Source organism: Azoarcus sp. TTM-91 (assembly GCF_012911025.1).
Taxonomy (GTDB): Bacteria; Pseudomonadota; Gammaproteobacteria; order Burkholderiales; family Rhodocyclaceae; genus Azoarcus.
This window is the reverse complement of record NZ_WUEI01000038.1, coordinates 1-23,539: the sequence shown is the minus strand read 5'-3', so window position 1 is coordinate 23,539 and position 23,539 is coordinate 1. Positions and strand designations below refer to the sequence as shown.

The 23,539-nt window shown below is 64.7% G+C and carries 26 protein-coding genes and 1 pseudogene; 12 read left to right on the top strand and 15 right to left on the bottom strand.

From position 1 onward, the window contains the following. The first annotated feature begins 5 nt into the window (after positions 1-5). The gene (locus tag GRF61_RS12320; protein WP_169150951.1) at positions 6-413 is read left to right on the top strand and encodes a CidA/LrgA family protein; all 408 of its coding nucleotides are present in this window, start codon (positions 6-8) and stop codon (positions 411-413) included. A gap of 12 nt (positions 414-425) precedes the next feature. Then, positions 426-1,124 (top strand): LrgB family protein, encoded by a 699-nt coding sequence (locus GRF61_RS12315; protein WP_169150950.1) that lies wholly within the window; start codon positions 426-428, stop codon positions 1,122-1,124. A gap of 54 nt (positions 1,125-1,178) precedes the next feature. On the opposite strand, the gene GRF61_RS12310 is transcribed toward GRF61_RS12315, so the two are convergent. Further along, entirely contained in the window at positions 1,179-2,078 is a 900-nt protein-coding gene (locus tag GRF61_RS12310) for a radical SAM protein (protein WP_169150949.1), read from the bottom strand. A 259-nt stretch (positions 2,079-2,337) separates the two neighbouring features. Between GRF61_RS12310 and GRF61_RS12305 the strand changes: the two genes are divergently transcribed. The 4 genes from GRF61_RS12305 (at position 2,338) to GRF61_RS12290 (ending at position 6,058) form a co-directional block, all read left to right on the top strand. After that, positions 2,338-2,913: a DOMON-like domain-containing protein gene (locus GRF61_RS12305; RefSeq protein ID WP_169150948.1), complete on the top strand. Its 576-nt coding sequence runs from the start codon at positions 2,338-2,340 to the stop codon at positions 2,911-2,913. 10 nt (positions 2,914-2,923) lie between these two features. Further along, positions 2,924-4,141 (top strand): DUF1343 domain-containing protein, encoded by a 1,218-nt coding sequence (locus GRF61_RS12300; RefSeq protein ID WP_169150947.1) that lies wholly within the window; start codon positions 2,924-2,926, stop codon positions 4,139-4,141. A gap of 141 nt (positions 4,142-4,282) precedes the next feature. Continuing rightward, positions 4,283-4,429 carry a helix-turn-helix transcriptional regulator gene (locus tag GRF61_RS12295; protein ID WP_169150946.1) on the top strand — a complete coding sequence of 49 codons (147 nt, stop codon included), beginning with the start codon at positions 4,283-4,285 and terminating at the stop codon, positions 4,427-4,429. Between the two features lie 114 nt (positions 4,430-4,543). Next, on the top strand, positions 4,544-6,058 hold the full coding sequence (locus GRF61_RS12290; RefSeq protein WP_169150945.1) for a M48 family metallopeptidase: 1,515 nt from the start codon (positions 4,544-4,546) through the stop codon (positions 6,056-6,058). A 12-nt stretch (positions 6,059-6,070) separates the two neighbouring features. Here the strand turns inward: GRF61_RS12290 and GRF61_RS12285 are convergent, their stop codons facing one another. After that, positions 6,071-6,451, bottom strand: a complete 381-nt coding sequence (locus tag GRF61_RS12285; RefSeq protein ID WP_169150944.1) for a thioredoxin family protein — start codon at positions 6,449-6,451, stop codon at positions 6,071-6,073. A gap of 169 nt (positions 6,452-6,620) precedes the next feature. On the opposite strand from GRF61_RS12285, the gene GRF61_RS12280 reads away from it, so the two are divergent. Together GRF61_RS12280 and GRF61_RS12275 are read left to right on the top strand one after the other, a co-directional pair. Beyond that, a complete protein-coding gene (locus GRF61_RS12280; protein ID WP_169150943.1) occupies positions 6,621-10,025 on the top strand; it encodes a PAS domain-containing protein in 3,405 nt (1,134 codons plus the stop codon). 46 nt (positions 10,026-10,071) lie between these two features. Continuing rightward, positions 10,072-10,377: an antibiotic biosynthesis monooxygenase gene (locus GRF61_RS12275; protein ID WP_169150942.1), complete on the top strand. Its 306-nt coding sequence runs from the start codon at positions 10,072-10,074 to the stop codon at positions 10,375-10,377. A gap of 143 nt (positions 10,378-10,520) precedes the next feature. On the opposite strand, the gene GRF61_RS12270 is transcribed toward GRF61_RS12275, so the two are convergent. The 4 genes from GRF61_RS12270 to GRF61_RS12255 form a co-directional block, all read right to left on the bottom strand. Beyond that, on the bottom strand, positions 10,521-12,926 hold the full coding sequence (locus GRF61_RS12270) for an EAL domain-containing protein (protein WP_169150941.1): 2,406 nt from the start codon (positions 12,924-12,926) through the stop codon (positions 10,521-10,523). A gap of 329 nt (positions 12,927-13,255) precedes the next feature. Next, positions 13,256-13,675, bottom strand: a complete 420-nt coding sequence (locus GRF61_RS12265; RefSeq protein WP_211165917.1) for a hypothetical protein — start codon at positions 13,673-13,675, stop codon at positions 13,256-13,258. Positions 13,676-13,692: 17 nt separating this feature from the next. Next, on the bottom strand, positions 13,693-14,328 hold the full coding sequence (locus GRF61_RS12260) for a DUF1294 domain-containing protein (RefSeq protein WP_169150940.1): 636 nt from the start codon (positions 14,326-14,328) through the stop codon (positions 13,693-13,695). A 289-nt stretch (positions 14,329-14,617) separates the two neighbouring features. Next, positions 14,618-15,373 (bottom strand): class I SAM-dependent methyltransferase, encoded by a 756-nt coding sequence (locus GRF61_RS12255; protein WP_169150939.1) that lies wholly within the window; start codon positions 15,371-15,373, stop codon positions 14,618-14,620. 129 nt (positions 15,374-15,502) lie between these two features. Here GRF61_RS12255 and GRF61_RS12250 point away from each other — a divergent pair. Next, positions 15,503-15,682 (top strand): annotated as a pseudogene (locus GRF61_RS12250) (IS110 family transposase); the annotation flags it as partial. A gap of 269 nt (positions 15,683-15,951) precedes the next feature. On the opposite strand, the gene GRF61_RS12245 reads toward GRF61_RS12250, so the two are convergent. The 8 genes from GRF61_RS12245 to GRF61_RS12210 form a co-directional block, all read right to left on the bottom strand. Further along, complete coding sequence (locus GRF61_RS12245; RefSeq protein ID WP_169150938.1) at positions 15,952-16,380, bottom strand: hypothetical protein; 429 nt, start codon at positions 16,378-16,380, stop codon at positions 15,952-15,954. Positions 16,381-16,526: 146 nt separating this feature from the next. Next, on the bottom strand, positions 16,527-17,147 hold the full coding sequence (locus tag GRF61_RS12240) for a hypothetical protein (RefSeq protein WP_169150937.1): 621 nt from the start codon (positions 17,145-17,147) through the stop codon (positions 16,527-16,529). Between the two features lie 119 nt (positions 17,148-17,266). Next, on the bottom strand, positions 17,267-17,632 hold the full coding sequence (locus GRF61_RS12235; RefSeq protein ID WP_169150936.1) for an SMI1/KNR4 family protein: 366 nt from the start codon (positions 17,630-17,632) through the stop codon (positions 17,267-17,269). Between the two features lie 101 nt (positions 17,633-17,733). Beyond that, a complete protein-coding gene (locus tag GRF61_RS12230) occupies positions 17,734-18,069 on the bottom strand; it encodes a GrlR family regulatory protein (RefSeq protein WP_169150935.1) in 336 nt (111 codons plus the stop codon). A 231-nt stretch (positions 18,070-18,300) separates the two neighbouring features. Beyond that, positions 18,301-18,681 carry a hypothetical protein gene (locus GRF61_RS12225; protein WP_169150934.1) on the bottom strand — a complete coding sequence of 127 codons (381 nt, stop codon included), beginning with the start codon at positions 18,679-18,681 and terminating at the stop codon, positions 18,301-18,303. A 147-nt stretch (positions 18,682-18,828) separates the two neighbouring features. Next, entirely contained in the window at positions 18,829-19,197 is a 369-nt protein-coding gene (locus GRF61_RS12220; RefSeq protein WP_169150933.1) for a hypothetical protein, read from the bottom strand. 568 nt (positions 19,198-19,765) lie between these two features. Further along, on the bottom strand, positions 19,766-20,551 hold the full coding sequence (locus tag GRF61_RS12215) for a DUF4062 domain-containing protein (RefSeq protein ID WP_169150932.1): 786 nt from the start codon (positions 20,549-20,551) through the stop codon (positions 19,766-19,768). Between the two features lie 75 nt (positions 20,552-20,626). After that, positions 20,627-21,145: a hypothetical protein gene (locus tag GRF61_RS12210; RefSeq protein WP_169150931.1), complete on the bottom strand. Its 519-nt coding sequence runs from the start codon at positions 21,143-21,145 to the stop codon at positions 20,627-20,629. Between the two features lie 399 nt (positions 21,146-21,544). On the opposite strand from GRF61_RS12210, the gene GRF61_RS12205 reads away from it, so the two are divergent. The 3 genes from GRF61_RS12205 to GRF61_RS12195 all read left to right on the top strand — a co-directional run bounded on the left by GRF61_RS12205 (position 21,545) and on the right by GRF61_RS12195 (position 23,224). After that, complete coding sequence (locus tag GRF61_RS12205) at positions 21,545-22,570, top strand: integron integrase (protein ID WP_169150930.1); 1,026 nt, start codon at positions 21,545-21,547, stop codon at positions 22,568-22,570. Between the two features lie 85 nt (positions 22,571-22,655). After that, positions 22,656-22,940, top strand: coding sequence for a hypothetical protein (locus GRF61_RS12200; RefSeq protein WP_169150929.1), 285 nt, complete (start codon positions 22,656-22,658; stop codon positions 22,938-22,940). Next, on the top strand, positions 22,928-23,224 hold the full coding sequence (locus GRF61_RS12195) for a type II toxin-antitoxin system RelE/ParE family toxin (protein ID WP_169150928.1): 297 nt from the start codon (positions 22,928-22,930) through the stop codon (positions 23,222-23,224). Before GRF61_RS12200 ends, GRF61_RS12195 begins: the two co-directional genes overlap by 13 nt. A 56-nt stretch (positions 23,225-23,280) precedes the next feature. On the opposite strand, the gene GRF61_RS12190 is transcribed toward GRF61_RS12195, so the two are convergent. Then, a partial coding sequence (locus tag GRF61_RS12190) for a vitamin B12 dependent-methionine synthase activation domain-containing protein (RefSeq protein ID WP_169150927.1) occupies positions 23,281-23,539 on the bottom strand: 259 nt, incomplete at its 5' end.

Genomic DNA, 23,539 nt, shown 5'->3' with positions numbered 1-23,539 from the left:
CGCCCATGCCCCGCGCCCTGCCCTCTTTGTTCCGCACCCTGCTCCAGGTCGGCGTGCTCATCCTGTTCTGGTGGGTGGGCGGCCGCGTGGCCGCGCTGCTGGAGCTGCCGGTGCCGGGCGGGGTGATAGGGCTGGCGCTGCTGCTGGCGCTGTTCGCCGCCGGCGTGCTGCGCCCTGCCTGGCTCAGGGCCGGCGCCGGCCTGCTGCTGGCGGAGATGCTGCTGTTCTTCATTCCGGCGGCGATGTCGCTGCTGGACTACGGCCCGCTGCTGCGCAGCGAAGGCTGGCGCATCCTGCTGGTGATCATGTTCAGCACGCTGATGGTGATGGCCGCCACCGCGCTAGCGGTGGAATGGATGGGCCGCCGCCAGGCCGCCGCGGCGGACGCCGAGCCGCCGCGCGCCGCCTCCTGAGCACCGGCCGCCATGAACGCCCACCTCAGCCCCAGCCTCGCCGCCCTGTTCTGGCTGGCGGTGACGCTGCTCGGCTACGTCGCCACCCGCGCGCTGCACCGGCGCTACCGCCGCTTCTGGCTGTCGCCCATCCTGCTGGTGCCTGTGCTGCTGTTCCTCCTCGCCATTCCCAGCAACACCAGCTATGCCGAGTACGCCCGCGACACCGGCTGGCTGATCGGTTTGCTCGGCCCGGCGACGGTTGCTTTCGCGGTGCCCATCTGGGAGCAGCGCGCGCTGCTGGCCCGCCACTGGCCGGCGCTGGGTGCCGGCATGGTGGCCGGTACCGCGATGGCGCTGGCCAGCTCCTGGTTGCTGGCGCGCTCGCTGGCGCTGGATGGCGAGGTGGCGCGCTCGCTGCTGCCGCGCTCCATCACCACGCCGTTCGCGATGGAAATGTCGCGCGACCTCGGCGGCGTGCCGGAACTGACCGCCGCCTTCGTCATGATCACCGGCATCTTCGGCATGTTCGGCGGCACGCTGGTGCTGCGCCTGCTGCCGCTGAAGACGGAGCTGGCGCGCGGCGCGCTGTTCGGCGTCGGCGCCCACGGCGCCGGCACCGCCAAGGCCTACGAGCTGGGCAGCCGCGAGGGTTCGGTGGCCGGCCTGCTGATGGTGCTGACCGGCCTGTTCAACCTGCTGGTGTCGCCGCTGGTCGCCCACCTGCTGTGAGCACCAGCGGCCGGCGACAGGACGGCCGCCTCTCCATGACGCTCCAGCGCCAACTCACAGCCCGCGCGCCCAGGCCGGCCGCAGCGGCGCCTGCTCCGGCGCGGCGATGGCCGCCCGCACCTGGGCGAGCAGCCTGTCCTTGTCCGCGCCCAGCGTGCCCTTGAGCACCAGCCAGTTGGAGGCGTGGTCCGAGCGGAACACGGTGCGGCGCAGCTCCAGCTGCGACAGCAAGCGCTCCATCTCCACGAACAGGCCCTGCTGCGACAACGGTTGCCAGTCCGGGAAGCCCGCCTTCAAACGCGCATCGCCGCGCGGAAAGCTCACCACCAGCGTCGCCAGGTACTCCGGCTGGGTGGCGTTGATCAGCCGTGCCGAGTTGTCCGCATGCTGCGTACTCAGCGCCTCGCCGCCCAGGCCGTTGAGCAGCATCACCGAGCGGGTGATGCCGGCCTCGCCCAGCTTGTCCAGCGCCTCGCGGGTGGAATCGTGGGTCTCGCCCTTGTTCACCCGCGCCAGCACCTCGTCGTCGCCGGACTCAGCGCCCAGGTAGGCGAACTGCAGCCCGGCCTCGCGCAGCGCCACCAGTTCGGCCACCGTCTTGCGCTTGAGGTTGCGCGCCAGACAGTAGCTGGAGATGCGGCGCACCGAGGGCAGGTGGCTGCGTATCGCCTCCAGGATGGCGAGCAGCCGGCGGGTGGGCAGCACCAGCGCATCGCCATCGGCGAGGAAGACGCGCCGCACCTGATCGCCGAAGACCTCGCCGCTGCGGCGGATGCTGTCCATCACCTCGTCTTCGTCGCGGGCGCGAAAGCGCTTCTGCGGCGCGGTGTACATCTCGCAGAAGGTGCACTTGTTCCAGGAACAGCCGTCGGTCACCGGCAGGATCAGCGACTCCGCCTCGCTGGGCGGGCGATACACCGGTTCGACGTAGCGGATGGGGAAGGCAGCGTTCATGGCGGGCGGCAAAACAGGCGGGAAAGAGCGCGATTCTATTCAACCACCGGCCGGACGGCAGACCCCTGCGCCGCGCAGGAGAAGGACGGGAGGAGCACGCCGCGGGCTCTGATCGCCCGCCGGCCCGCGGCCACGCCCGCGACCGCCCGTCCGCCACCGCCGCCGCGAGCGTGTGCTTTGCCACGCCGCACCCCGGCGCCGGCTCGCCAGCCTGACGCATGGGCTACCATAGGCAGCCGCTCCTCCCCCGCCCGCTCCCATGGTGTCCCCGCTACTCACGCTGCTGCCCCATCCGACCACTGCCGCCGGCCCGGTGCGGCAGCTCACCGCCGCCGTCGACGTCGCTGCGGACGGCGGTTTGCGCCTGGTCTACCGCCTGCAGGCGGATTTCGACGCCCTGCGCCTGCCGCCCGCCACCTTGCCGGCCGCCGCGGACGGGCTGTGGCAGCACACCTGCTTCGAAGCCTTCATCGCCCGCGCGGACGAGGCCGCCTACCTGGAGTTCAACTTCGCGCCCTCCGGCCAGTGGGCCGCCTACCGCTTCTGCGCCAGCCGCGAACGCGACCCGGACGCCCCGCCGCCGCAGCCGCCGCGGCTGCAGCAGGTGCGCCGCGAGAGCGGCACGCTGATCGCCGAGATCCTGCTCGACCCCGCCGCGCTGCCGCCACGCGCACCGGAAGCCCGGTTGCAGCTCGGGCTCAGCGCCGTCATCGAAAGCGCCGGCGGCAAGCTCGCCTACTGGGCGCTGCACCACCCCCGCCCCAAGCCCGATTTCCACGACCGGCGCGCCTTCACCGCCACGCTGGACTGGCTGCCGCTGCCCACCCATCCCTGAACACGCTCCCATGACCGCAACGCCCCGCTTCGGCCTCGACCGCCTGCTGCAGGATGCCGGCCTGCGCCGCCCGCTGGCCGGCCGCCGCCTCGCCCTGCTCGCCCACCCCGCCTCGCTCACCCGCGGCCTGGAGCACGCCCTGGACGCGCTGGCCGCCCTGCCCGACCTCAAGCTCAGCGCCGCCTTCGGCCCGCAGCACGGCCTGCGCGGCGACAAGCAGGACAACATGGTCGAATCCGCCGACTACCTCGACCCGCTGCACCGCATCCCGGTGTTCAGCCTGTACGGCGAGGTGCGCCGCCCCACCGCGGCGATGATGGACAGCTTCGACGTGCTGCTGGTGGACCTGCAGGACCTCGGCTGCCGCATCTACACCTTCATCACCACCCTGCGCTATGTGCTGGAAGCCGCCGCCGCCCACCGCAAGGCGGTGTGGGTGCTGGACCGCCCCAACCCCGCCGGCCGGCCGGTGGAAGGCACGCTGCTGCGGCCGGGCTGGGAGAGCTTCGTCGGCGCCGGTCCGCTGCCGATGCGCCACGGCCTCACCATGGGCGAGCTGGCGCGCTGGTTCGTCGCCACGCTGAAGCTGGACGTGGAGCTGGAGGTCGTCGCCATGCAGGGCTGGCAGCCGGACGCCGCCCCCGGCTACGGCTGGCCGCTGGGCGAACGCAGCTGGATCAACCCCAGCCCGAACGCGCCCAACCTGTCGATGGCGCGCGCCTACGCCGGCACGGTGATGCTGGAAGGCACCACCCTGTCCGAAGGCCGCGGCACCACCCGGCCGCTGGAACTGTTCGGCGCGCCGGACATCGACGCCCACCGCCTGATCGCCGACATGCGCAGCCTGGCGCCGCGGTGGCTGGCCGGCTGCGTGCTGCGCGAATGCTGGTTCGAGCCCACCTTCCACAAGCACGCCGGCAAGCTGTGCAACGGCGTGCAGATCCATGTGGAAGACCCGACCCACTACGACCACGCCGCCTTCCGCCCCTGGCGCCTGCAGGCCCTGGCCTTCAAGGCGCTGCGCCTGCAGCAGCCGGACTACCCGCTGTGGCGCGACTTCGCCTACGAGTACGAGCACGAGCGCCTAGCCATCGACCTCATCAACGGCGGCGAAGCGCTGCGGCAATGGGTGGACGACCCGGCCGCACCGCCGGCCGCGCTGGACGAGATCGCACTGGCGGACGAAGCCGCCTGGGAAGCAGAGCGGGCGGCCTATCTGTTGTACTGAGCGGGCGCGGCCGGCCCGCCGCGCCCAGGCGCAGATCGACGCCTCCGCCCGCCCTGTCGCCCCGCTGTCGTCCTTCTGTCGTGGTGCCCTGCCCGCCCCTGGCCCATGCTGGAAGCGTCCATCGACAGCGGAGCCTCTAGCATGAACGACATGAAACTCGACACCCGGAAACTGCGGCAGCTGCGGGAAGCACGCGCCTGGTCGCAGGAACGCCTCGCCGAAGCCGCCGGCCTCAGCAGCCGCAGCGTGCAACGCGTCGAGGCGGACGGGCGCACGCCCCGCTGCTGACGCCCCTCTCCCGCACCGGTAGGGCTGACGTTACCCAGCGTGAGTTATTGCCGCGACCGCCGCTAGCACCCGGCGCAGAATTTGTCGCAAAGCAGACACATATGGCGCCCGCGCATGGACGACTGCCGTTACGAATACCTGGTGCGCCGCTTCGAGCTGGACGCCCACCACAACCCGGCCACCTTCCGCAGCAAGGTGCTGCTCGTCAGCAGCCTTGCCTACGTAGCGCTGGCCCTGGTGCTGCTGCTCGTCATCGCCCTCGGCTTCACCGCCTTCCACTGGCTGCGCGACAGCCGCAACGTCTGGGTGATGGTCCATCTCGGCCTGTTCGCCCTCTTCCTCACCGGCCTGCTCTACACCGTGCTGCGTGCCTTCCTCACGCGCCTCAGCCCGCCGGAGGGCCGTGAGATCACCCGCGCCGACGCGCCCAAGCTGTTCGAGCTGATAGACCGCATACAGCACAAGCAGAAAGGCCCGCCGCTGCACCGGGTGGTGGTGGACCGCTCGTTCAACGCCGCCATTGCCCAAGTGCCGCGCTTCGGCCTGTTCGGCGGCCACCGCAACCACCTCATCCTCGGCCTGCCCTATCTCTACGCCATGGCGCCGCGCGAAATGGCGGCCACGCTGGCGCATGAGTACGGCCACCTGTCCGGCGCCCACGGCAAGCTGGGCGCCTGGGTGTACCGCCAGCGCCTGACCTTCGGCGCGCTGATGGACAAGGTTTCCGGTAGCGAAGGCAACTGGCTGGACAGCCTGCTGCACAGCGGCCTGCGCCGCTTCGCGCCCTACTTCAACGCTTATACCTTCGTGCTCTCCCGCCAGGACGAGTACCAGGCCGACGCCGCTGCCGGCCGCACCGTGGGCCACGCTGCCGCGGGCACTGGCCTGTGCCGCGGCGAACTGCTGGCGGACTGGATAGACGACGCCTTCTGGCCGCGCCTCTACGCCCAGGCGGCGCATCATCCCAAGCCGCTGTTTCCGCCCTATTCCTCGATGCGCACCGCCTTCTCCGCCAGCCATCTGGACTGGTGCAACCAGGAGCGGCTGCAGGCGGCGCTGCAGCGCAAATCCAGCCTGAACGACACCCATCCCTGCCTGCGCGACCGCCTGGAGGCACTGGAAGTGCCGGCCGTACTGCCGGCGCCGGTGGAAAAGTCCGCCGCCGAGGCCCTGCTCGGCAGCTTCGCCCACACCCTGGCGAAGGAGTTCGACCAGGCCTGGTGGGAAGAAGAGAAGAGCGCCTGGCTGACCCATCACCGCGAGCAGCGCGACAGCCGCCAGCGCATCGCCGAGTTGTCGCCGCGGCCCCTGGAAAGCCTCAGCCCCTTCGAGTTGCAGGAATACGGCGGCGCCCTGGCCAACTGCGACCGCACCGCCGAAGCGCTGCCGGTGTTCAAGCACCTGCTGCAACGGCCGGACGGCCCCTTTCCGCGGGCGCGCATGCACTACGGCCGCCTGCTGATGGAAGCGGGCGATGTCCGCGGCCTGGACGAGCTGGCGCAGGCCGCCATCGAAGACCGCAGCCTGGCCGAGCGCTGCCTGCAGCACGGCTACGTGTACCTGTGCCGCAAAGAGGGGGAGGAAGAAGCCGGGCGCTGGGCGGAGGCGCTCACCGCCCGCCTCGGCTGAACCGGCCCGACCTCAGCCGGGCTGCTGGCCGCCGGCCTCCTGGGAGGCGATATCGGCGCGGATTTCGTCCATGTCCAGGCCGCGCACGCCGCTCACCACCTGCTCCAGCGCACTCGCCGGCAGCGCGCCGGATTCGCGGAACACCATGATGTTGTCGCGTATGGCCGCCAGCGTGGGCACCGAGCGGATCTGGAAGGTGGCCGCCAGCGCCTGCTGGGCATCGGTGTCTATCTTGCCGAAGACGATGTCCGGGTGGGCTTCGGACGCCGCCTCGAAAATGGGCCCGAAGCTGCGGCAAGGGCCGCACCAGGTGGCCCAGAAGTCCAGGAAGACGATGGGATTGTTTTCTACGACCTGATTGAAATTTTCTTCGGTGATTTCGATACTGGGCATGACGGAACTCCGGTGGGGTCGGGTATTTTCATCCTAATCCAGCCCATCTCGGGCGTCATCGTTTTCCCGGCGCCGCCATTGCAGGTATGAAATACCGCGTCGTCCCGCCGACGGCCCCAACCAGGCGACAGCCCGGCCTCCCACCTCTTCTCCCGCCGCCTCCCAAGGAATGACGCGCATCCGCAAGCACTTCGACTGGCTGTCCCGGATCAGCCGCAACAGCAGCAGCAACGCGGCAGCAGCGCTGGCCGCGCTGGGCCTCGCCTGCGCGGTCTACTGGGTACTGCTGCTGGAAACCCACCGCAACTGGGTGGCGGACAGCGAGCACCAGGTGGAGCTCCGCTCGCAGCAGATGGCCAGCGCGCTGGCGCTGCAGGTTTCCACCCTGACGGCCGGACTGGACGTCGTCAGCCGCAACCTCGCCGCCGAGTATCTGCGCGGTGACACCCAGGCCTTCCTGCACTCCACCCAGGTGGCGATAGAGACCTTTCCCGAGGGCAGCATCGTGCAGATCACGGTGGCGGACGCCCGCGGGAACCTCGTCTATTCCAGCCGCGAGCTGCCCGCCGGCCTGCCCCGGCCCAACGCCTCGGACCGCGAACTGTTCCAGCGCCTGCGTGACAGCGAAGATGACGGCCGGCTGCACGTCAGCCGGCCCATCGTGGGCCGCGCCACCGGCAAATGGGTGGTGCAGTTCGGCCGCGCGCTGCATGACGAGCGGGGCTTCGCCGGCGTGCTGGTGCTCTCCATTTCCCCCGACTACCTCGCCGATGCCTTCCGCCGCGCCGTCACCGGCGCCGACGACATCGCCACCCTGCTGCGCGACGATGGCGCCTACCTCGCCCGCACCCGCCTGCAGGACGAAGTGCTGGGCGGCGCCTTGCCGCCAGCGCTGAGCAGCCGGCTGGCGCGCGCTGGCGACAGCGGCAACATCCGCCTGCAGCCCAGCAGGGACGGGCAGGACCGCTACTACGCCTGGCACCGCACCAGCGACTACCCGCTGGTGGTGGCGGTCGGCATCGCCCGCGGCCCGGCCCTGGCGAAGGTGCATGACACCGTAGCCGACAGCCTGCTGCGCAACATCGTCGGCACCGGCGTGCTGCTGCTGGCCGCCTTCGCCATCGCCCTGCTCTACCTGCGCGGCAGCAGCCAGAACGCCCTGTTGGCCGAGAGCGAGGAGCGCCTGCAGTTCGCCCTGGACGGCGGCGACCTCGGCCTGTGGGACTGGCGGCTGGACATCGACCGCCTCTCCTACAACACCCGCTGGGAGGCGATGCTCGGCTATCCGCCGGGCGAACTGGGCACCACCCACGAAGACGTCATGGCGCTGATCCACCCGGAAGACCAGCCGCCGGTGAAGCACAAGCTGAACGCCCACCTGTATGGCGAAAGCGCCTACTTCGAGTCCGAGCACCGCATGCGCACCCGCGACGGCCACTACCGCTGGATACTCGCCCGCGGCCGCATCACCGGCCGCGACGCGGAAAAGCGGCCACTGCGCATGGTCGGCACCCACATGGACATCACCGCGCGCAAGCAGGCCGAAGCCGAGCGCAAGGCGCTGGAAGCGCAGCTGCACAAGCTGGTGGCGCAGGTGCCGGGCATGGTCTATCAGTATCGACTGCGGCCGGACGGCGGCAGCGCCTTCCCCTATCTCAGCCCGGCCCTGCAGGACATCTATCAGATGCTGCCCGCCGAGGTGGCGGACGATGCCAACCGGCTGTTGGAACGGGTGCATCCGGATGACCAGCCCAGGGTGCGGGCTTCCATCCAGCGCTCGGCCGACCAGCTCAGCACCTGGGTGGAGGAGTACCGCATCCTGCGCGACGGCGGCGAGGTGCGCTGGCTGCGCGGCCATGCCAAGCCCGAGCGGGAGGAGGACGGCAGCGTGCTGTGGCACGGCTACATCCACGACGTCACCGAGGAGCGCGCCCGCGCCCAGGCTCTGCGCGACAGCGAAGAACGCCTGCGCCTCACCGTGGCCGCGGTGCGCGACGGCCTGTGGGACTGGAACCTCGCCGCCGGCAGCATCCGCTGGGACAGCCGCTGCTTCGAGATGCTGGGCTACCGCGACCAGGCCTTCGCGGTGAACGAGGCAGTGTGGCAGCGCCTCGCCCATCCGGACGACTACCCGCGGGTAGACAGCCTGATAGCCGGGCAGGTAGCCAAGGGCGAGGGCTTCGACGTCGAGCTGCGGCTGCGCACCGCGACTGGCGGCTGGCTGTGGGTGATATGCCGCGGCCGGGTGGTGGCCTGGGAGAACGGCCGGCCGCAGCGGGTGATGGGCACCCACACCGACATCAGCGCCCGGGTGGCGGACGCCAACCTGCGCCGCGCCCTGCTGGACAACAGCGCCGCCGCCATCTTCCTGGTCTCGCCCCAACGCATCATCCTGCAGGCCAATGCCCGCGCCATCGAAATCTTCTCCCCCAGCCGGGAAGACATGGCCGGCAGCCGCTTCTCCGCCGCCCACGGCGGCGAAGGCCCGTTCGAACGCTTCAGCACCGAGTACGAGAAGCTGCGCAGCCGCGGCAGCATACGGCTGGAGTACCCGCTGCACGACAAGGACGGCCAGGCCCGCTGGTTCGACATTTCCGGCACCCTGCTGGACCCGGCGCAGCCGGAAGGCGACGTCATCTGGACACTGATAGACATCACCGACCGCCGCCGCATCGAGGCCGAGCTGGCCGGCGCCCGGGCCCGCCAGCGGGCGGTGATCGAACACTTCCCCGGCGGCCTGCTCGCCGAGGACGAAGCGCGCAAGGTGCAACTGGCCAACCGCAGCCTGTGCGAGCTGCTGGCCCTGCCGGCTCCGGACAGCCTCGGCGGCAAGCCGCTCGCGGACCTCACCGGCCAGCTGCCGCCGGCGGTGGCCGCCGTGCTCGGGCCGGACAACGGCCCGGCGCACCGCGAAGCCACGCTCGAAGACGGCCGCACGCTGGAAATAGAGCGCATTCCCATCCTGCAGCAAGGCCAGCCCTTCGGCCTGCTGTGGCTGATGCGCGACATCAGCGAGCGCAAGCGGCGCGAGACCGACCTGCAGACGCTGGCCTCGACCGACGCCCTCACCGGCCTGCCCAACCGCCGCGCCTTCCTCGCCCAGCTGGAGCAGGCCCTGGCCCGCCCCGGCGCCGGCAAGCCGGGCTGCCTGCTGATGCTGGACGTGGACCACTTCAAGCGGGTGAACGACAGCCACGGCCACGCGGTGGGCGACCAGGTGCTCGTCCATGTCGCCGACACCCTGCGCAGCGTGCTGCGCCGGGAAGACCTGCCCGGCCGCCTGGGCGGGGAAGAGTTCGCGGTGCTGCTGCCCGGCAGCAGCGCGGAAGGCGGCTACCCCCTGGCCGAACGGCTGCGGGAAGCGCTGGCCGCGCGGCCGGCCCCGACCACCGCCGGCCCGCTGCGGGTCACCGCCAGCATAGGCCTGTGCCCCTTGGCGGAAGGCAGCGTCACCGGCCTGCTGGAGCGCGCCGACCAGGCGCTGTACGAGGCCAAGCGCAGCGGCCGCAACCGGGTGGTGGCATGGCAGCCCCCGGCCGGCGCGGCGGTCGCATCGGAACAGCGGCCGTCATAGAATCGGCGCGGTCAGCCCCTACGCTCACCCCTTCCAGGAGCCTCCGATGTTCATCGCCATGAATCGCTTCAAGATCGCCCGCGGCCACGAGGAAACCTTCATCGCCCACTGGCGCCAGCGCGAGAGCTATCTCGACGAGGTGCCGGGTTTCGTCCGCTTCAACCTGATGCGCGGCCCGGAAACCGAGGAATACACGCTGTTCGCCTCCCACACCGAATGGGCCTCGGAAGCCGCCTTCTCCGACTGGACCCGCTCGGAAGCCTTCATGAAGGCCCACGCCAATGCAGGCAAGAGCCCGCGCGAAATCTACGTCGGCCCGCCGCAGCTGGAGCTGTTCGAAGCGGTGCTGTGATGTGATGGCCGCGGCTTGCGCTGGCGAAGGCACTTGCCGCGCGCCAAGCCCAGCGGGCAGGCAGGAACATGAAAAAGCCGGCGACGCGATAGGCGTCCGCCGGCTTTTTCATGCCCGGGCCGCAACCTGCGGCCGCCTTCAGCTCACTCCGCCCGGCGATCCAGCAAGCCCGCCATCGACGACAGGTTGAGGTCGCCCACCAGCACGCCGCTCAGCACACCCGCCTCGTCGGTGATGGGCACCGCGATAGTCAGGCAGAAATCCTCCGAGGCGGTGGAGAGATAGATGGACGACACGAAGGGCCGGCCGGTATCGCACACCGCCTTGTAGTAGGGCTGCTGGGCGCGGCTGGCGCCGGCGCCGCCGGCGCGGATGCGGCCGTACATATTGGGATTGATCCAGTTCGGATAGCGCTGCACGCCGTGAGCATCCAGCTCGAACAGCATCTCGAAGAAGGGATAGGCCTTGAAGGCGGCGTCCATCGCATGCGGATCGCGGCTGCGCGGCATGCCCAGCAGGTGCTGCAGCGTCGCCAGCGCATTCTCTTCCCAGTCGTCCAGGCCGCGGATGGAGGCGTGGCTGTGCACCGTCGGCGGGCTGCCCTCCACCACCACCACGCTGCCCCACTCCGCCTTGCCCAGCTTCTTCAGGTAGGCGGCGCGTTCGGCGGCGGCAACGCTGTCGCGCAGGGCGCCGGTGGAACCATTCACGCAAGCCACCGAGATGCTGGCGATGGGGTGGTGGGCGTCGTCCTCGGTGGCGAAGTAGCCGCGATCCAGGTCGGCGGCGTCGTACAGGTGCGAGGCCAGGGCGTGGAACTGGGCGGTGACGCGCTGCAGTTGCTCCAGCAGGTTGGGCTCCTCGCCGTCGAGGATGAGGATGAAGTCGTCGCCGCCGATGTGGCCGAGCAGGCGGTCCGGCCGGCCGATGAAGACGTGGCGCAGGATCTCCGCCAGCGTGCGGATCATCGCGTCGCCGCGGATGAAGCCGTAGCGGTCGTTGAAGGCCTTGAAGTGGTCGAGGTCGATATAGACCAGGCCCAGCGCGCCGCGCCGCTCGCCCAGGCGGGCTTCGATGGCCTGGCGCAGGGCCGGCCCGGTGGGCAACTGCGACAGCGGATGCAGGTTGGCGCCGTATTCCTGGCGGGTGAGGATGTGGGCCACCAGCGTCATCGGCTCGATGATGCCGAGGTAGTGGCCGTCCGGGCCGATCACCGTCCACGGTTCGCTGTCGCCGCGATCCACGTAGAGCGAGCGCGCCAGCCCGGCCAGCGTGGTGTTGTGCGGTAGCGTGCGGCGCAGCGGTTGGCAGGCGGCCGCCAGGCTGCGGGTGCTGCTGGTCATCGCCCGGCCGCGCTGCACGATGGCCACCGGGTTGGCGTCGTCCACCACCACCGCCCAGGGCAGGTGGGGAATCTGGCGGAACTGCTCGCGCACCGCCTCTATCGGCGTGTTGAGCTCGAAGGTGATGCCGGGGTCGACCACGTCGGTGAGGCGGAAGCGATCCTGCGGCTGGGTGCGCCAGGCGTCGTCGGTTTCCGGCAGCGACAGCCGGCCCAGCCGCGGCATCGGCTCCGGCATGGCGAACAGGAAGCCCTGCGCGTAGCGGATGCCCAGGCCCTGGCAGAAGGCGAGATCCTCCGGCCGCTCCAGGCCCTCGGCAATCACGGTGGCCCCCAGGCGCTCGGCCATGGAGACGATGGCCTCCAGCAGCACCGAGCGCACCCGGCTGCCCTGCGCTTCGTGCACCAGGCTGCGGTCTATCTTGATGAACTCCGCCCGTACCATCGCCAGCGTGGCAAGGCCGTTGAAGCCGGCGCCCATGTCGTCCAGCGCGATGCGCAAGCCCTGGGCGCGCAGCGCATCGCAGCGCTCGGCCAGCTGCGCCGCGTCTATGCGTTCGCTCTCCACCACCTCGATCACCAGATCGCGGCGGTCCACGCCCAGTTCGCGCATCCAGTTCAGCAACTGCGGCAGCCAGTCCTCGTACAGCAGGGTGGAGGGCATCACGTTGAGGAACATCGGCATGCCCGCGGGAATGCGCTCGGCCTTCAGCGACAGCGCCTTGTACTGGGCGGCGAGGTCGAGGTCGTCCTGCCGCCCCAGCCGGGCCGCCAGGCTGAAGGCATCGCTGCCGCTGAGGACCTCGCCGCCGGGCGGCGACAGCCGGCACAGCGCTTCATGGGCGTAGATCTGGCCCTGGCCGCCAATCTCGATGATGGGCTGGAAATGGATTTCGACGCGGCGGTCCAGCTGCTCCAGCGCCCAGGGAAAACGCTGGCGGGTGAGCAGGGTGCCGAAGGGCATGGCGGCATCCAGCAGGTCGACCGAGCTGCTCGCCCGGCCATCTCCCAGCGCTCCCAGCGGCACCGCCAGCGTCTCGGCCAGCGTCTTGCTGTCGGTCACCTGCTCCAGTTCGGCCAGCAGCGCCGCCAGCCCCTGGTGCTCCACACCATCGAAACGCCAAAGCTTGTTGCCGAGACGAACCGCCCCCAAGCGCTCCCAGGCGGTGGGGGGGTAATGGCCTTCGTACTTGAGCAGAAGTTCCATGGCTTTCGGTCGCCGCGTCGTATCGTTGGAGTTTGTCCGGGCGAAGCAAGGAATACGCCCAGCAATAACCCGCAGGAAGCGGCGAATCCGAACGCAAACCCCGGCGCGGCCTGGCCGGTGATGTGCATGAGCCGGACAGCCGCGCACCAATCAGGTGCTCACCGGAAGGCCTAGTCCGAAAGCGATAAATCGCCGCGTGCGGGGCCAGGGGGCACACTGCGCGCGATCATGCAAAGGAAAAGGGGGGCGCGTCGCGGAACTGGAGCACGGAGCGCCGCATGCGGGCCCATCGCCGCGCCTGGAAATCGGCCGCCAGCGCCTCGGAAAGACTAGGCAGGCTTCACCTCGATGAACCACTTGGGCTGCATCTCGGCGAAGTCGCGGCGGATGTTGGCGGAAAGATAGGCCGCGGAATCCAGCACCAGCGGCTCGCCCTCCCGCCGGGTGAACACCACCCAGTGCCAGAAATCCCGCCCCGCTTCCCGATGATGCTTGATCGACAGCAGCGCCAGCTCCGGCAGGCCCTCCCAGGACGCAAAGGGCGTCTCGCCGGCGGCCACGTCCACACCTGCCGCGGCGAGCAGGCGCCTCACGTAAGTGGTGTCCGACCACAACGCCCTATCCTCCGCATGAATGCCCATTGCGTTGGCCATCGCCTTCACCTCGGCATACGACTTGCCCAGGATGTTGGCCACCGAGGCAATCCCGCAGCCCGACACTTCTTCCTGCACCACCGGCTTCAACATCACCTTCCCCTCCAGCACCATCAAGCCCGCAGCCCCAAACTCAGGGATAAAGCCCGGAGCGACTGCAGCGCGCCTGCCCCAGCCGGCGACAGCAACCAGCCCAACGCCACGCAGTTCAGCCCCACCATCAGCCAGAAAACAAACTGGAACGAAGCTTTGGCCGTCTTGTGCCGGAATGTCCGTTGCGCCACCAGCGCCCCAGGCCAACCGCCCAACAGCTCCAGGAGGTGCAGCGAACTCTCCTTCGTCCGCCAGGCATTGCGCTGCGCGGCAGACTTGTCCGCCGCATAGGCGAGAAAAGCCAATACGCTCAGGCCCAGGTAGGCAGCCGGCACCAGCAAGGGCAAGCGGCCGAGAGCGACCAGCGCACCCAGTGCAATCAGGAAGAACAGCGCGAAGACCAAGGGCGCGCGGCTGCGCCCTGTCGCTGCCGGCCGCGGCACCCGTTCCCCGACATAGGCCACGCTCCTCGCCTGCGCCCGCCCTTTGCCATCCTGCGCAAGCTCGTATGTCACCAGCTCTTCGCCCCCCGGCCTGCGCTCCCGCGCCGAGAAGGCGCTGATATGCAGGAACACCCGGTCGCCACCGCCATTCGGCGTGATGAAACCGAAGCCCTTGTCGTCATTCCAGTTGGTGATCCTGCCCTGATAGCGCAATGCGCCTCCCTCAAGCCATCGCCCCGGCGACAAGTGCCGGAGTATAGAGCGTCCTCTTCATCGCCAATGGATATGGCCCGCATGGTCCGTCGCCTTGCCAGCGGAAACAAAGCCAGTGCACAAATAGGCCGGCAGCGCACCAACGACGAGCCCACCGTCACCTCCGCCCGCCACGCATGCCGCAAGGCCTCCGCCAGCAACAGTCGCCCGATGCTGATGAGTTGAAACCCTGGCGCAACAAGCAGCATCGCCACATGCGGCCATGGCGAGCGCCGCCCGCACAATCCTGCTAGAGATGGAGGCGCGGCATGAGCGCGAATACGCCCCAACCTAGATATTCCCGCGTATAGGCCGCATGGCGCTCAGGCTCGGAGGAGAGCTTGGACCGAACCTCCTCCGCCAACTCATCGTCCGGGTTTGCTTCCAGCCATCGACGCATGGTGAGCCATTTCGCCGCCTCGTACCTGTCCCATCCATCCTGATTGGCCAGCACCATCTCTACGACGTCGTAGCCCAAATCACCGAAAGACGCGATGAGCGCAGGTAGCCCAAGAAAGTCGGAAATCGAATTAGCGAGACAACCTTTGGCAATCTCCTCTGTCGGCGGCAATTGCCGCCAATAAGGCTCGCCGATCAGGGTGACGCCGCCAGCGCTGAGGCTGCGCGCCAGGAGTTCGATGGTGCCGGCAACACCACCACCAATCCAGGTAGCCCCGACACAAGCCGCCACATCGGCTTTTTCGTCAGAGACGTAGCCTGCCGCATCGCCATGAATGAACTCGACCCGATGGGCAACACCGAGCTCTTCGGCCCGCCGTTTCGCCTGGGCGGTGAACAACGGACTCATGTCGACGCCGGTACCGACAATGCCGTGGTCGCGCGCCCAGGTGCAAAGCATCTCGCCTGAGCCACTCCCAAGATCCAGCACCCGCGCCCCCGGCTTCAAACGCAAGGCATCACCGAGGGTCGCAAATTTATCGGGTGTGAACGGGTTGTGGATGCGGTGCTCGCTTTCCGTGATGTTGAATATTCGCGGGATGTCCAAAAGAGAATCCTATTGATTTGAATAGATCAGGGGCTTTCCAGAGAATTCAGCAACGAATCCGGCGATGCCTACGGTTGACTTATCCGGGCCGCGGCGCCGGCCCGAGACGCCAGCCGCCCGCTGGGCGGCCTGCGCACCTGGGCCACCGAGGTGCAGCGCCGCACCAATCACAACAAGGCCGCCTGCGCGCTGGCCAACAAGCTTGCCCGCATCTGCTATGCGGTCCTGCGCGACCACGCCGCCTACGGCAATCCGCAGCCTCGTCCGGACAAGAAGCTCCAACGCACCGCCTTCGCCATCGCCGCCTGATCGATTCACCCTTACTCCTCACCCTTGCGCCGAGACTGATCGCTCATCATGGCAAACCGGGTCATCACGCCCCCGCGACAGAACGCCGATAACCCAGCCGGCTCTCCAGCAGCCGCTTGTACCGATTGGCGCTTCGCGGGCAGATTCCATGTCGGCATGGGTCGTTCAGAACCCACCACAGATGCCGGATATACGACTGCAGGTGATTCATCCCGGAAAGTCAAAAACACGATCTTTCTTGATTCATGGGGGAGGCCATATAGGAATGGTTAGCCTGCATATCGCTTGACCCAAGGAAGTTTAACTGCTGCCGAAAGCTGGGAAGACTCGAACTCAAACCCAAACGACACTGCGTGCAAGTACTCGGTGCTTTCATTTTGTACGTGGTAGCCGATTGTTCCGACGATGCCGACACCACCCCTTGAATTTGCAGAACACACCTTCAGGCTTAGCTCTCCAGGCGATATTGCTTCGAGGGCCGCCTCTCCCTTGAGATTTCTTTCGAGAGTGATCAACGCGGAACAAAACGCATGCATTGCTTCCGATTGAACCCAAAGATCGTTGTGCCCCGCAAATCCTTTGGATTGAACTTTGATCGTGACGTAAGCATCCCCTTGAGCGGGAAGAGACGGACCTTCCTCAATGGCAACACCCATTTCGAAGAAACTGTCGCCGCTGCGAAGTGTGAGCAAAGACATAAAGGGCTAACGCTCGCGGTAAGCCGCGCCGGAGCGAAGCGGAGGGCACCAACAGCGTAGCTGTTGGCGTCGGCTTGACCAACCGGTTAGGCTGGTGGCAGATGCACCAGTGGTTGAATTCTCACCATGAGGCATTTGTTGTGAGGTCAATAGGTCACAAATTGGCATTCATCAGAACCACAATTGATTATATAAACTTCTCCAAACTCGCCATTTAAGCCACCCAGCAACTCTATTGCAGAAAACAGTTCCTTCCAGATGCCAAAGCCGAAGAAGGTTGGATCTTCGAAGGCTATCAGCAGCAATGTGCCTTTGGGATAGCCTTTTGATGTCTTCTTTTTGAATAGTGCAACGATGGAAGTTGCTAGGCGCTTTATGCTCTCAGGATCAGGCGCAAGGCTTGCGATAATTTTCCCGGTTTTTTTGTCTCGATGAATCGGGCCCGATCCAGGTGTTGAGCCGGTTGTCCAAAGTAGCTCATCGCGAAGCGAGTCTTCGTAGGAGTAGACGAAGGTTATTTCTATCGAAAGTTTGGATTCGTGGTCGCCAAGCCTATATATGGCGCCATCAACGGGGCCGTTATCCTCATAGGCTTCTACTTCGACAATAGTGCCAGGATTGGTGCATCGAAGGGCAAAGCGGCTGAGAGGGTACAACTCTTCTAAAAGTCTTTTTGCTCTACCCGTGCGAAGACATCGCTGCTCCCGACTTAACGCCGCAATTTCCTGTTCGATTGCAATAGCGAAGTCATAAGCCGTGGCGCGCATAAACAAGGCCTAACGTTTGACGTGAGGGGCCGCCGAAGCGGCGAAGCCGCGAAGGGAACCCACAAGCGCAGCTTGTGGGCGGTTCCTCTCGACGGAGTGGTTAGGCGATAACGTTGCTTTCACAGATTGCCCGCCTCTCGTTCAATAGAGATACAGAACTCATAAAAATCACGAAGCGACGGGGCCAAAAGCGCCTTCTCTCGCAGCTCATGATGGTATTGCCAGACCCCTGTATAGGAACCGGTTTTCGAGATGAGGTAGTAATCGCCATTTCCCATCGAGCCAATGATCCAATCGTCAACTGACCAATCTCCCACCTCTGAGTACCAGACAGCTTTAGCCTCCCTAACCTCGGCGTTGTGGCGGTCGATGATGTACTGATCCACTGGCAGAGCTTCATATGCGTGGGAGTAAGGATGGAGTTTCCCGAGCAAGCCATCTTCTTCAAGCCAGTGCTTAAATTGCTGCGCTTCGTGGCCGATCATGAGTTGCCTAACGTAGAGCTAACCGGCGCTGCGCGGCTTTATCGCGCAGCGTCCAGTGAGCGAAGCGAACGAGGTTGAGCGCCATGTTAGAGCCGCGAAAACTACGGAAGCTCGGCGCGGCGAACAGCTTTGATTGTGATTTTGCGCGAAGGGTCTTCGACCACATACCCAGACAAGAGCATTTCGTTTTGTGCAGGCGTGCCGGTAATTCTGAGAGTGAAGTCGTTAATGCCGACCACCGAAACCATGCCAGCAACATTGGCGTATTTCTTGACTTTTATGTCGGAGTAAATGACACCGTTTTCAACTTTGAAACTCCCAACGTAAATCATGGTGCTATCACCGCCAAAAACGCGGCCAGTTTCAAACACAGCAACGCCGCAGCCACCGAGACCAAAACTTGATTTGAATTCAACTGACCATAGGGCTTCTAACATGATTAACCTCAATAAAGTAATTTACAAAGTGGCGCTGAAACTCAGCGGAAAAACAAAGCAACAATTCGATTTCATATTCAATTTGGCATGGTTTTTCAATCGCTCAACCTGGAAATCATTGTGGATCGCTGTAACGGACAAAGGCTCTAACGTGGAAGTAAGCGGACGCCGGAGCGCGAAGCGCGGAGGGAACCACAAGCGCAGCTTGTGGCGGTCCGCTTGACTGTAGGGTTAGACCGTTGAATGGCGAACCGGAATGCCATGTGAGATTGCTTCCTTGGCGAGAGTCACTGAGAGCTGCTCGTCCTCAATGAGTGCGAACGTTTTTGTAATCTCATTGAAGAGGGAGAGGCTGGTAACTCTTTGAGGATCTGCTGCGGCGGATAGCTGCAATGACTGACAGTGCTCCACCAGCTTGCGAGCTGCTGATGATTCAAATGACCCAAGCACAACCTCGCTCTTGCCTTTCAACTGGGACAAGGCTTGGGCTGCTGGCCTTTGTGCCCAATCTGTGGAGACGATACGAAGCGCCTGTATGTCTTTGCTTTGTGCTCCGCCCTCCCCAAAAGCGACAGACACAACGAAATGATCCTCACTGTGTTGGATGACCACCCAGCCAGGCTCCGAACCATCCCAAAACCGCGAGTGCTCAGCTATTTGGCTCATAGGTCTAACGTTGTAGGTAAGGGGCGCTGCGCGAAGCTTTATCGCGCAGCGTCCAGCGACCGGAGGGAGCGGCCTTGACCGCAGTGTTATGCGTCAGGGCCATGACTCTACCGTGGCCGTGTTGTGGAACGAGGCAGCAAATTGTGGAAGATCAGAAATGGTGAGAACGCTTGCCATTAGCGGGTGGTTTGCAACCTTTTGCGGTGATGCCACTTTTTTGTAGGGTCCTCCTGGGAGGAGCCAATCGAAAACAAATAGGCCAAGAGCTGCGTAGTCTTGCCAGACGTTTGGCGTGCCGAGATTGGGGGTAGGTATGGCCTCGGAAATTGCAGCGTGCTGAACATGATTGCTTGAAACTGCCTCTGGGAAAAACCCTTCGCCAGCAGTGGCAAATAAAGCGAGGTTGCCCTCGCTATCGGAGGCAAACCAATCAAATTCGATACCACGCAAATCAGTGGGCATGGTTTTCTCTATGACGCATAACGTGCTAGCTGAGGGGCCGCCGGAGCCCGAAGGGCGGAGGGGACCGAGAAGCGCAGCTTCTCGGCGGTCCCCTCGAGCGGCGGGTTAGAGCGCACTGCCTCGAAACGCCCACCAGATGGACGAGAACGGGCGGTGCGTGCAAGGAAAGCTGACGGATAACAAGCGATGACTTTGAGCGCGAGAGTCAAGGAGTCTCCCTCTTCTTTAGGTTGGTGATGGTGACTTGAACCGAACGGCTCTTGCGATTCACACGCGCTGAACTGATTACGATTGCATCCTTTGGCTTGTCTGTGGCCACGTACAACTCAAAGATTCTGTCCTCACCATCGAAAAACGTTCCAAGTGTGAGATTTGCCTCCCATTCCTTTGGGATCTGTTCGTATTCCTCGAGCGCTTTTCGTGTGGCGATTCGAGCAAGCTCTTGAAGTTGGTCCAACTCCTTCGGGGCAGCGTGTGTGGTATTGGCGGACCGCATGGTTGTGCGCTCTAACGTGGAGGTCACCGGCCTTGCGCGGCTTTTCGCGCAAGGTCCGTGTGGACCGCAGGGTTAGACATCGCTTTTCTCCGAGGACGATGCTCTGTATTTCTCCATTATCTCGATGAGCACCTTTTCAACACCCATGAGACCGTCCACAGCGTCATCAAGCGGCATGGGCGTGCCGCGACTAAGAACAAATGCCGCAGCCATGTTATCCCCGGCGATCACGAGTTCCAAAGCTTCGCGTAACACCGAATCGGGAACGTCATGGTTGAACAAGTGCGCGGTCTTTTTACTCAAGAAATCGAACCTCAGCGCAGTGAGGGGATGACGAAGAACTGCATTGCTCGCGATCTGCGACAGCACCTGTGCCGTCGGCGCCTTTGAGATTGCGCCCGCGAGGCGAACGACATCTTGAGTGACCTTGCTCGCCAAGTCCTCGGGCGACGAGAAGAATTGGACGACGTGTGATTTCTTCAGAGTGGCTTTCAATTGAACTAATTGTTCTGCTGGTGCGCCTGTCTCTACATGCTTCGGCAAGACCGCATGGGAATTCTCGTCGATTACGTAGATGAGACAAGGCAGCCGCAATGCAATCGCCTCTTCGTATTCAAGCTGAGTAAGCGACTTACCCGTGATTGGGTCGATACTTCCATAGCGCATGCCAAAAATGCCGACATAGGTATTGGCGGACCGGACTAGACGAAGGCACTCCTCTTTTGGCGTTTCCGGGAGCGCTCCGAACAATTCCATAGCCTTCGACTGATGCTCTAGGCGCGAAATCGCTTCACGAACTAGCGCGCGATGCCGTTCAAGATCGGCAAATGTAGAGCTGATGAAGAGTGCGAACGGCATGCGATGTCTAACGACGGCCTTCAGCGGGCGGCAACGGCGTAGCCGTTGACCGTCCGCTGCAAGCATTGGTTGGGCCTATTCTTGTCCTTTCGACTCATCGAGACTCTTGGTCTTCTCAATAAATTCAGCTCTGGAATTTTCGTCGAGGGGAGCGAAGCTGCCGAAATAAACAACTTTGGCGTCTGCCACCCATTCAGAACCATATACTCCGTCGACGGCGCGGTTGTACCAATAACATGCCGTTAGCCAAGAAACATGCTCGTTCCATGTGAACGACTCCGGTGGAACGGTTGATTCGCGCGGCCCCCAGCTAAAAAGATCGGCCTTTCCAATAAAGCCATGCCGATATTTATGGGGAATTAGGAGGATGTCCTCATTGACCGCGAAGCTCAGACGGAGCCCGGTACGAAAGCGTTCTTTTCCAAGAAGCTCGACCATATCTTCTGGCACGGAAACGCCGGCATCAACCAATCTACATCCGAATGATTTAGCAAAGTACTTGTAGAGGTTACGCTGTAACGTTTCCCATCCGTCCCCGAAGACCTCTTCAAAGTCTATGAATCTGCGACGGAGCACCAATTCCTCGTTACTCATCGCCCAATCGATAAACTGATCGTATGCACGATCAAAGGGTTGGGTATATGTACTATTGCAGTATTGGCACAAGTTCGGCGCGTACTTCACAGTTTTCGAGCCCGGTCCCTGTATTTGCGTTTGTTTTCCGGCTCGAAAGTGTAATAGCTCTGACGAGCCCACATAGGGGCCTCGCCCGTGAGCCCGCACCAAGTCGCTCTTTTTTAGGCGATGCTCCGCACTATCAGCGATCCCGCCGCATATCCAGCAATTCTTGGTCATCGGTGCATTCAATTAGTGCGCCCAACGTGTTTTAGCCCGCAGTTCTGCGGACTCGTTCTGAACCCTGCGGTATATCCGGTCGGCCCCCGCAGGACGAAGTGATTGATGACATTGGCGTTTCATGAATATACTGTATTTATGAACAGTCATAACCGAACCGACAAACCCCGCAGACCTCGGAGCGAGCCGCCTGCTCCACCGCTGACAGCGGTCCGACTGCTCGACCAGGTTCGGGAACGCATTCGGTATAAGCACTACAGCTTACGAACCGAACAGCAGTATGTCTATTGGGTTCGTGCCTTCGTCCGCTTCCACAGCCTGCGGCATCCCCGCGAGATGGGTGCGACCGAGATCGAGCAGTTCTTGAGCTGGCTTGCGACGGACCGGAAGGTTGCGGTCTCCACCCACAAGCAGGCACTGGCCGCGCTGCTGTTCCTCTATCGCAACGTGCTGGGTGTCGATCTACCCTGGCTATCGGAGTTCGAGCGCCCCAAGACGCCCGTTCGGCTGCCGTCGGTCTTGTCGCGCGAAGAGGTGAGCGCGCTGCTGGATGCCATGGAGGGGCCCATCGCCGATCTGGCGCGCTTGGTTTATGGCACCGGGATGCGCCTGATGGAAGCGCTGCGGCTGCGGGTGAAGGATGTCGACTTTCAACGCCGGTTGATCGTGGTGCGCGAAGGCAAGGGCAACAAGGACCGCGTGGTGATGTTGCCCGACCGATGCGGTAGCGCCTTGCGCGAACAGCTGCACAGAGCGCACCTGTTATGGGCGCAGGACCGCGCGGACAAGATTCCCGGAGTGGAGATGTCCGAGTCCCTCGCGCGCAAATACCCGCGTGCAGCGGAGTCCTGGCCATGGTTCTGGGTGTGGCCATCGCCGACGCTCTCGGTCGATCCCCGTTCGGGCGTGCGCAGGCGGCATCACCTGTACGAAGAGCGCCTGCAGCGGGCGCTGCGCAATGCGGTGAAGAGAGCCGGCATCGCCCGCCATGTTACGGTGCACACGCTGCGCCACTCGTTCGCCACCCACCTGCTCGAAGGCGGCTACGACATCCGCACCGTGCAGGAACTGCTCGGCCACGCCGATGTGTCGACGACGATGATCTACACCCATGTGCTGAACAAGGGTGGTCGGGGCGTAACAAGTCCGCTGGACCAACTCTGATGCGCAGACCTGCACGGCGCCGGGTGTCCGTTGCCTGCATGGCCTTCGGGTGCTACTTTGGTATCACCTGGTATGGAGTACGCACATGACGACAACCTCGTTGAAGCTCCCTGAGCACGTGAAGCAGCTCGCAATGGCGGCGGCAAAGCTGCAAGGCGTCAGCCCCCATGCGTTCATGGTCGAGGCCATCCGCGCAGCGGCGGTCGCCGCGGAAAAGCGGGTGGCCTTCGTTGCCGATGCACTTGCATCGAGGGATGAAACGCTCGAATCCGGGGAGGGCTATGCCGCAGCCGAGGTCCATGCCTACATTCGGGCGCGCGCAAGCGGGGAGGCCGTTTCCAAGCCGAAGGCCAAGCCTTGGCGCGATTGATTTACACCCGGCGGGCACTCGAGGATCTCGAGCGGCTTACCGACTTTCTGCTCGAAACCGAGCCGGCCCTTGCTCTGCTGACGGTCGACTTGATTGCCGAAGCCTTGCAGATGCTCGAAAACCATCCGCTGATCGGGCGCCCCGCGGAGCAGGACATGCGCGAACTGGTCGTTTCGCGCGGACGCACGGGCTACCTGGCACTGTACGACTACGACGAAGTCCGCGACGTGGTCCTGGTACTCGCAGTTCGTCATCAGCGGGAAGCCGGCTACACCTCAAGCTGACAGGGTATACGGCTGCCCGTCGAGCGGGCAGCCTTCATCGCAACGCCCGGCGCGATTTACAACAGCGGTGCCAACCAGCGCGCCGCCGCTTCTTCCGCCAGCCCGGTGCGCCCTGCCCAGTCCGCAAGCTGATCTTTGCCGATCTTGCTGATGGCGAAGTAGTGGCTTTCCGGGTGGGCGAAGTAGAAACCGCTGACTGCGGCGGCCGGCGTCATGGCCATGGATTCGGTGAGGCCCATGCCGGTGTTGGTGGGTACATCGAGCAACTGGAACAGCGCCGCCTTTACCGTGTGGTCGGGGCAGGCGGGGTAGCCG